Here is a 9138-nt window from a genome sequence, read left to right as displayed (position 1 = left end):
GTTGTGGGGCGAGAGTTGTTTTTGGCGACGCACCCTACGTTGAATTAAGTGAACCGTATTGTGCTAAGCAGTTCCGCATTTAAATTGTGTGTCAAGAATCAATCAAACAATGAGTGGGGTGGGCACGCGAGCCCGCGTCGAATATGCAATTTAAATGCAGAATAGCTTATACTTAAGAAAAACTTTGTACATCTTCCTCAGATAGCTGAGCTATTTTCATTAAGGCTCTCAAGGTTCCAACTTTCAAATCTTGATTTCGGTGAACAGGAATTGACAAAATTTGTTCTAATTCCGGGTTTTCATAGATATGATGACTGCCGGTAACTCTTTTCAAAACCCAACCTTTATGCTCTACTATTTTGCAAAGTCGCTTGCCAGAAATAGATTTCATACAGCAATTTCCACAACTCGATCTGTGGAGGCAATTGCTTCACGACTATTAGCAACTTCTAGCCAACCTTCAATCGCATCTTTTAAATTAATTATTACTTCTTCTATCGTCTCCCCTTCAGTAATGCAGCCGGGAAGCCCTGGAACTTCTGCCCAATAGCCACCTTCTTCTGCAGGATGTACGATCGCTCTAATTTTCATGTATTTATTGAGGTATTTTTCAAGCACTAAAGCTATAAAAACCCGGTTGCTACGCAAAATCTTCGTTGTGAACGATCGACTTTAAGGCAGAATCCGGGTTTTTGACTCCGCCTGTATCTAGGAATATCGTCAAACATATTATAGCAAATGTCAATAGTAAAGCGTCCTAACCGCCACGGCGGTTGCTATCAAGCAAAATCGCCAGATCGATCGCCAATACGAACCAATCTAACTATAGAATAAGGAAAAAGCAAGCAGCAGGGTTGAAAAATGAATGAAGCCGATCGCACCAGAGTCGAAACATTCATCGCGCGCTGGGCTGGTTCTAGCGGTAACGAACGAGCAAACTACCAGCTATTTTTTGCGGAAATGTCCGATGCGCTGGGGGTCGATCGCCCGATCGATAAAGGCAGAATTCCCAACGATCCCTACTGCTTTGATAAAGATGTCAAAATTTTTCACCCCAGCGGGAAAGTGACTCCGGGGTTTATCGACTTTCACAAAGCAGAGCATTTTTTAATAGAAGCAAAACAGGGCGGAACCACGGGTAAAAAGGGAACTGCAAAGCGAGGAACTAATACCTATTTGCGAGAGATGGAAAAAGCGTTTGTGCAAGCAGTTGCCTATACGCGCAGTCTCAGCAGCAAACCGCCGTTTTTGTTAACTTGCGATATTGGCGATCATTTTGAATTGTGGATGGGTTTTAGCGGCGATTACGGCGGCTATGGGGCGCGGCGAGAAATTGGGTTAACCGAACTCCGAAAAGCGGATGTTTTCGATTTATTTGTCGATATTTTCACCAATCCGCAGCAGCGCAACCCGGAGAAGATTGCAGCGCGGGTGACGCGGGAAGTGGCGGCAGATTTGGCAGAGTTGGCGAAGGGAATGGAGGCGAATGTCGATCCGCAGCAAGTCGCCCAGTTTTTGATGCGCTGTATTTTCACCATGTTTGCTGAGGATGTGGGGTTGCTGAAGGAACATCTGTTTACGAAGGCGCTGGAAACGCGCTGGATTCTCAACCCGAAAATGTTTAAACCGGAGGTAGAGGCGCTGTGGGAAGCGATGAATGAGGGGACGAGTTTTGGTTTTCACGGCCAACTGTTGCGGTTTAATGGCGGATTGTTTGCCGAATCCCAGGCGTTTGCGCTGACAAAGGCGCAGTTGGAAGTATTGTTGCAGGCGGCGAAGCGGGATTGGTGCAATGTGGAACCGGCGATTTTTGGGACGTTGTTGGAGAGGGCGCTGGATTCGAGGGAAAGAAGTAAGTTGGGGGCGCATTATACGCCGCGATCGTATGTGGAACGGTTGGTAAAACCGGTGGTGATGGAGCCTTTGGGCGATCGCTGGATTGCGGTACAAGCGGAGGTTAAACAGTTGCTCAACGCAGGGGAATCGGAACCGACTGCGAATCAACGGAAAAAGGCGAGATCAGTTTTAGAGGCATTTTTGACTGAGTTACAAGGGGTGAAAATTCTCGATCCGGCCTGCGGATCGGGGAATTTTTTGTATGTAACGTTGGATTTGTTGAAGGGTTTAGAGTCGGAAGTGTTGCGGCGCTTGGAGGATGTCACCGGATCGGCGCAGTTGCGGTTAGATATTGCTCAAGTTAATCCGAGTCAGTTTTTGGGTATTGAGATCAATCCTAGGGCGGCGGCGATCGCAGATTTGGTGATTTGGATTGGGTATTTGCAGTGGCATTTTCGGCGGTTTGGTGACATTCCCCCGATCGAACCTGTGTTGCGAGAGTACAAAAATATTACACAAGGGGATGCGGTGTTGGCTTATGACGCGAAGGAACCGGATATTGATGCGGCGGGGAAGGTGAGAACTCGCTGGGGGGGAAGGATGATGAAAAGTCCGGTGACAGGGGAGGATATTCCCGATCCTACAAACCAAGTAACAATTTATCGGTATTTGAATCCGAGGGCGGCCGAGTGGCAGGAGGTGGATTATATTGTGTCGAATCCGCCGTTTATTGGCAATGCGAGAATGCGGGAGATGTTGGGAGATGGGTATACAGAAACGTTGCGGAAAGTTTATAAAGATGTGCCGGATACTGTTGATTTTGTGATGTACTGGTGGCACAAGGCAGCAGAATTGGTTCGGTTGAGTCAAGTTGAGCGATTTGGATTTATTACAACAAATAGTATTCATCAAGCTAGACTGCGAAGTGTAATTGAATTTCATCTTAATCACAAAAAATCAATCAAGCTGTTTCTAGCCATTCCCGATCATCCCTGGACTGATGAAGGTGCGGCAGTCAGAATTTCAATGACGGCTGGTGAAGTTAACCATTCAAGGTTTGAACAACTTGCTCAATTGGGAACTGTGATTTCTGAGGATGAAGCATTAACTCCTGAAGACTCGGCTGATCGAGTGAAAATTATCTGGAGAAGTTTTGATAAAATTTTTAGTAACCTTCGTGCAGGTACTGATGTAACAAAAAGTAAGGTCTTACAAGCCAATTTCAATCTTGTTAGTCGTGGAGTAATGTCAGGTAGTGAAGGATTTCAAGTGGCTTCTCAAGATTTAAATTTAGTTGAAATTGATTTACTCAGACCCTATCTTAATGGTCGAGATCTTCTACATAATTCTCGAAATAAGTTAATTATAGATACAGTAGGTCTTAGAGAAAATAATTTCAGAACAAATTATCCAAAAACATATCAATATCTGTTGGAGAGAGTCAAGCCTGAACGTTTAATGAATAACGATCCAAAACTTCGTTCAGAATGGTGGCTGTATCGTAGAGCCAACACAATCCTGAGAGATGCGCTGAAGACTCTTCAACGTTATATAGTTACTGTTGAAACTTCAAAATATCGCGTATTTATATTTCTAAATGCTGATATTTTGCCAGATAATAAACTTGTTACTATTGCTTTAGATGATGCTTATGTTCTAGGAGTTCTCTCTAGTGAAATTCATGTTAAATGGGCATTAGTATGTGGCGGACAGCTTGGTCCGACCCCTGTTTATGTCAAAACTGTTTGCTTCGATCCCTTCCCATTCCCCACCCCAACCGACACCCAAAAACAAACCATCCGAGAACTCGGAGAACGCCTTGAGGGCCACCGCAAACGAGTCCAAACTACTCATCCCGAAGTCACCATCACCGGGATGTACAACCTCCTCGAAAAACTCCGCCAAGGCCAACCCCTCAACGACAAAGACAAAGCCTTCAACCAAAAAGCCCTAGTCTCCACCCTCAAACAAATCCACGACGAACTCGATGCCGCCGTATTTGCCGCCTACGGTTGGGAATCCACCCTCACCGACGACCAAATCCTCGAAAACCTCGTCACCCTCAACGCCCAACGCGCCGAAGAAGAACGCAACGGACACATTCGCTGGCTGCGCCCCGACTACCAATCTCCCGGCGAAACCTACGTACAACCAACTCTAGAAGGTATCACCACCGAAAGCGAAACCGCCATTACTCCCACCGAACAACAACCCTTTCCCAAAACCCTCAAAGAGCAACTTTGGGCCATCCGCGACTTATTCCGCACCCAAAGCGGCGAATGGACAGCAGCCCAAGTCACCGCCCATTTCAAAGCAGCAAATCGCAAACAAAAAGTCATTCTCGACTGTCTAGAAAGCCTGGAAGATTTGGGGATTTTGCTCAGTCATACTGAAAATGGCATGATATTCTGGCATCTCGCAGAACTTCAGGGCGATCGGTAAGTTTTGCTTTGCAATTGTTATCATGAGCTTATCGTACAAAATGAATATGTATATTTTTGAGACTCTGAAAGTATGGCAGCTAAAGATAAATTTCATGATTCGGTAAAGCGGGGTCTTGAAAAAGAACAATGGACGGTTACTCACGATCCATTGAAGCTTGAGTATGCAAAAAACGAGCGCGTGGAGATTGACTTGGGAGCAGAAAGACTCTTGGGTGCAGAGAAAGCAGGAGAGAAAATCGCAGTCGAAATTAAGAGTTTTTTGAACGATTCCGCATTAGCTGATTTTCATACGGCTTTGGGACAATTTTTGAATTATCGCTTAGTCTTAGAAGAACTCGATCCAGAGCGTACCTTATATTTAGCAGTTCCACTTGCCTCTTACGAATCGTTCTTCCAACGCGAATTACCCAAAGCATCAGTCAAACGACATCAAGTTAAAATTATTGTATACAACCCAGTACGGGAGGAAATAGTCAAATGGATCGACTAGATTATTATCGCCAGTGCATCGAAAAATTGCTGATAGAATCGGGTGAAGACCCGCCGATTAATGGTCAGATAGAAGTAGAATTCGTTTTTGACAAAGAACGCGATCGCTATCTGGTTATCGATTTAGGATGGAATGAACATGACCGTATTTATAACTGCTTCATTCACTTAGATATCAAAGATGGAAAAATTTGGATTCAGCGCAATCAAACCGATCGAAGTTTTGCTGATGAATTAGTACAAATGGGGATTGCGAAAGAAGAGATCGTGTTAGGAGTTCAGCCTCCCTATGCGCGAGAGTATACAGGGTTTGGAGTTGCATAGGAAAGTGTTGCAGCAGTGTGATATGGTCGGTATCGAGAATATATTGAGTCATAAAGTATCAGACTCAGGAAAATCGATATCTGCATTTCGATCGCGCCGATACGCTGCAACATATTCCGTGACTTCATTCAACAACGGATTGCATCTCAAAAGAGGTGAAACATTCAACATCGGACGCGCCTCATACCAAGCAATCCGATCGTCAATTTCTGGCTGATTATCCAGATAAAAGCTAATCGCATCAAACACTTGAGCAGCCGTCACGAGTTGAAGTAACTTCTGTGGGATTTCTTCAGGCTTTATTCCTGATTTCCAAAACACCACAATATCCCGTACAGTAACTTGAGTGTCCGCAATAATCGGTTCGCCCTGCAAAACTTCAGGATTGCGGGTGACATAGCGAGAAAGGCTTGTAGATGATAGAGAACTGGTCATAATGACCTCATCAGAAAATGTAAACCAACCTTCATCTTAGCATAGTGGACAGAAACGTCTATTTATTTAATCAGCCACGAGGAAATGTTTGATGCTTATGCTGTTCAAAGACTCTGGGAATAAACTAGATTTTTATCGCCAATGGCATTGACCCGATCGATTGTAAAAGAGTAAAATAAATTATAGAGTTACGCCCAAAAAAATTCCATGCCTCCCGAAGAAATCCTCCTACAATACTGGCGCGAACTTGCCCCCGCCGATCGCGCAAAAGTCCTTCAGTTTACCCAAACTCTAGCGCTCAAATCTTCACCTGAATTTACCCCCAAAACACAACTCGGTCAAACCCTGTGGAAACTTCGCCAACGGGCGATCGCCAACGGTATGAAACTCCTCAATGAAGTGGAGTTAGAGCAAGAAATTGCCGATCGTCGAGGTGGCCACGGTGTCTGATAAACTAACTTATCTGGATTCAGGTGTTCTAATTAGTGCATTTCGGGGCGAACCTTCCATCAGCATTCGTGCCGCTCAAATCTTAGACGATGACACCCGACAATTTGCCACCAGTCGGCTCGTTAAACTAGAAACTTTCTTTACAACAAAGAGCCAGGGAACGGGGAAATAGTCTCGCTAAATGTCCTGACTGTGATTTCTCTACCTAAATCCTGAGCTAATAAATCGATACCGTCAATAACTCGATCGGGTGCTGCAATACTTAAAATATCATAGCATTTTTCCCGATAATCGGGACGGTCTTGGAAATACTCAATCGCTCGATTCAGCGGTTCCATAACTTGATAAGCTGCTTCAGCTTTGTCGATCGCCTTTTGGGGAAGATCGCTTGCCAACCTTTGGATTGCCAAATCGATTAAATCTCTAGAGTTTACGCGATCGCTCGGCCATCGATCGGCATTTGCTAACAGCTTTTCTGCTATACTATCAACTTGATTCAAGCAAGGAACAGGCGACCAACTAGGATAACTTGGTTCATCAAACTGAATTCGCCCTTCACAAACCATCTCGAATTTAATTATCGTACCATCAACAATAACTGGAAATCTAATACCGTACTGGTTTGATTGAATTTCGTTCGGTAGAACAATACGATCGCGATTAGCAAAAATCACATCATAGCCTGCTGCCGCCACTTTTCGGCGCAGGAGATTGTAGCCACCATCCATCGGACACATAAAGTCAATATCCTGACTTAACCGATATTCTCCATGTTCCATACTTACCAGAGTTCCGCCGCCAAAATAAGCGCGACATTCCTGTAAAAACTCGACATTCAAGTGGCCGAGTACAGTTAATATTTTTTGATGAATTTCGCGTTTAAACATTGGTTGCAAATTTACCAGGTTTTCGGTTTTTTGGGGCTGGCCAATGCTTAAGAGTTCCGCTACCAGCCAAGATTGATAGTGTTGGCTAATTTGTTGAATAAAAATTAGTTCCTCCGAGTTTGGTTCTCCCAATACTCCCCAATAATGCCAGCCTGATTCGTAGCGACAGAGCATTTCCTTTAAATCTAAGTTTTTTACATTAGCAACTTGCCAGCATATAGCCTGAAGAAATGGCAATCTTTCGGGAATTTTGAATGCAGTTGCTAATTCTTTATCGTTCATCTATCCGATCTCTTCCTCTGTGTTATCTGCGCTCTCTGCGGTTAAATCATTCCTATTTAATCGGAATTACCCCTTAACTACCGCCCACTGAGTCACCGTTGCCAGCGGTTTCCAACCCACAAAAGAACCGATCGCCCCCGTGCGCTGAATTCCAATTCTAATTAGTTCGCCGCCGTGCAAAGAATGCCATTGCAGCACCGTAAGTTCACTCTCAATTGTCACCGCATTTACCACCAAACGGCCGCCTTCAGCTAAAGCATTCCAACAAGTTTCCAGCAAAGCCTCAACAGTGACACCGCCGCCGATGAAAATAGCATTTGGTTGAGGCAAATTTGCCAAAGCTGCCGGTGCGTCTCCCGCCACGATTTTGAGTTCGGGAACACCCAAATTAGAGGCATTTTCAGCAATGTATTCCAGTCTAGTTGGATGGCGTTCGATCGCGATCGCCCGACAACTCCGATAACTCCGCATCCACTCAATCGCGATCGAGCCGCAGCCCGCCCCCACATCCCAAAGCAACTCCCCCGGAATCGGCGCTAACGCAGACAGAGTAACGGCTCTAACCTCCCGTTTAGTCAACTGTCCGTCGTGGCGATACGCAGCATCCGGTAAACCCGCAGTTCGAGGGAGGATAAGAGTTTGTCGATCGGCTGCAACTGCAATGGCGATCGCATTCAAATCCGCCAAATCCGCCACATTCCAAGCCGCTGCAACCCCCTCGATCCGCCGTTGGGCCTCCGACCCCATCCGCTCGAACACAGTCATCAAACTGCTGCCAAACCCCCGCTGTGTCAACAAATCGGCGACCTTTCCCGGTGTATGTCGATCGGCACTCAACACCAGCAAGCGCGCCCCCGGCGACAAAGCAAGGGCGATCGAGGCGATCGGGCGATTTGTTAAACTAAAAGTCTCAACATCCGCCAGAGCCCAACCCAAACGCGCGCAAATCAAGCTGAAAGCCGATGCTGCGGGAATCACAATCATTTCCGAAATCGGAATTTGGCGCGACAGCGTGACACCAATTCCGTGACACATCGGATCGCCGCTTGCTAACACGCAGACAGATTCTGGGCGCCTGCGGATAATGTCGTCAATGGTTGTTTGTAGGGGTGAAGCCCAAACTAATTTTTCGCGGGTGTCGTCGGTTGGTAGCATTGCGAGGTGACGGGCGCCGCCGACAATGATTTTAGATCGATCCAGTAACGATCGGGCGATCGAGCTCAATCCCGAAAGTCCGTCTTCGCCAATCCCCACCACCGAAAGCCATTTGTGCATTGCGCCAAGGTAATTACGATTTATCAATTTTTAAGAATAATATGGGATGACATTTACAGTATTTTTTGATCCAGAGGTGAACCGCAGATGTCATCCCAATTTCATAAAGTAGCGCTAGATATTACCCCCCCCAACCCCCCCGCGAGTTCGGGTGGGGCTAAGACTTAATCAATAGCACATCTTTAGAAAAATAGTATCAGGCCGATCAACACGGATGAACGCAGATGAACAATTTTAAAAAAATCTATTGTGGCTATGCTAGGGAACTGCACTTGCAATGTTTTTCGGATTGATGAATCTGGGCTAGCAAGTCATTATTTTAACTTACTCCGGGATGCAGTTTAACCTAATGAATTTGTTTTTTTAGCGAATCTGCAGTCTGCAACCTTTATATTTCTGTAAAAAAGCCTGTTTCTCGCTATTCCTACGAGGTTGTACAAAATTAGCGGGCATTTGTTAAGAAAGTTGAGATTTTTTGCTGCGGGCGATCGACTTGTGATATCGTTTCCGGTTGCATCGGAATAATAAAATCGAGTCAACAGTCAACAGTCAACAGTCAACAGTCAACAGTCAACATCACCTGACGGTGTTGTTAGAGAGTCGATGGCAGGGTGTCCCCCACCATCTCTCCTACAAAACCGGGAAGAGCGACTTTCACCGCACACGGCTCCTGAGTGATGTAATCCTGGTTATGGATACAGTATGATCGCATAATG

General features: G+C 45.6%; 9 protein-coding genes. 4 read left to right on the top strand and 5 right to left on the bottom strand.

Features of this window, described 5'->3' with window-relative positions; genetic code table 11:
• Positions 1 to 172: 172 nt before the first annotated feature.
• Together WBA89_RS02860 and WBA89_RS02855 are read right to left on the bottom strand one after the other, a co-directional pair.
• Entirely contained in the window at positions 173 to 391 is a 219-nt protein-coding gene (locus tag WBA89_RS02860) for a type II toxin-antitoxin system HicA family toxin (protein ID WP_106148860.1), read from the bottom strand.
• On the bottom strand, positions 388 to 648 hold the full coding sequence (locus tag WBA89_RS02855) for a type II toxin-antitoxin system HicB family antitoxin (RefSeq protein ID WP_424403898.1): 261 nt from the start codon (positions 646 to 648) through the stop codon (positions 388 to 390). The genes WBA89_RS02860 and WBA89_RS02855 overlap by 4 nt, the downstream gene beginning before the upstream one ends.
• Positions 649 to 861: 213 nt before the next feature.
• Here WBA89_RS02855 and WBA89_RS02850 point away from each other — a divergent pair, with 213 nt between their 5' ends.
• The 3 genes from WBA89_RS02850 to WBA89_RS02840 all read left to right on the top strand — a co-directional run bounded on the left by WBA89_RS02850 (position 862) and on the right by WBA89_RS02840 (position 5093).
• On the top strand, positions 862 to 4278 hold the full coding sequence (locus WBA89_RS02850; RefSeq protein ID WP_424403896.1) for a class I SAM-dependent DNA methyltransferase: 3417 nt from the start codon (positions 862 to 864) through the stop codon (positions 4276 to 4278).
• Positions 4279 to 4350: 72 nt separating this feature from the next.
• Complete coding sequence (locus tag WBA89_RS02845) at positions 4351 to 4770, top strand: XisH family protein (RefSeq protein ID WP_424403894.1); 420 nt, start codon at positions 4351 to 4353, stop codon at positions 4768 to 4770.
• Positions 4758 to 5093, top strand: coding sequence for a XisI protein (locus WBA89_RS02840; RefSeq protein ID WP_340520090.1), 336 nt, complete (start codon positions 4758 to 4760; stop codon positions 5091 to 5093). Before WBA89_RS02845 ends, WBA89_RS02840 begins: the two co-directional genes overlap by 13 nt.
• Positions 5094 to 5141: 48 nt before the next feature.
• On the opposite strand, the gene WBA89_RS02835 is transcribed toward WBA89_RS02840, so the two are convergent.
• Complete coding sequence (locus WBA89_RS02835; RefSeq protein ID WP_424403892.1) at positions 5142 to 5528, bottom strand: DUF433 domain-containing protein; 387 nt, start codon at positions 5526 to 5528, stop codon at positions 5142 to 5144.
• Positions 5529 to 5735: 207 nt separating this feature from the next.
• Between WBA89_RS02835 and WBA89_RS02830 the strand changes: the two genes are divergently transcribed.
• On the top strand, positions 5736 to 5978 hold the full coding sequence (locus WBA89_RS02830) for a hypothetical protein (protein ID WP_106332617.1): 243 nt from the start codon (positions 5736 to 5738) through the stop codon (positions 5976 to 5978).
• Positions 5979 to 6118: 140 nt separating this feature from the next.
• On the opposite strand, the gene WBA89_RS02825 is transcribed toward WBA89_RS02830, so the two are convergent.
• Together WBA89_RS02825 and cbiE are read right to left on the bottom strand one after the other, a co-directional pair.
• A complete protein-coding gene (locus WBA89_RS02825) occupies positions 6119 to 7147 on the bottom strand; it encodes a nucleotidyl transferase AbiEii/AbiGii toxin family protein (protein ID WP_424403889.1) in 1029 nt (342 codons plus the stop codon).
• Positions 7148 to 7213: 66 nt separating this feature from the next.
• Entirely contained in the window at positions 7214 to 8422 is a 1209-nt protein-coding gene (gene cbiE / locus WBA89_RS02820; RefSeq protein WP_424403887.1) for a precorrin-6y C5,15-methyltransferase (decarboxylating) subunit CbiE, read from the bottom strand.
• Between the last annotated feature and the right edge of the window lie 716 nt (positions 8423 to 9138).

Source organism: Microcoleus sp., assembly GCF_049646505.1.
In the GTDB taxonomy this organism is placed as follows: Bacteria; Cyanobacteriota; Cyanobacteriia; order Cyanobacteriales; family Microcoleaceae; genus Microcoleus.
This window is presented reverse-complemented; position numbering and strand designations above follow the sequence as displayed.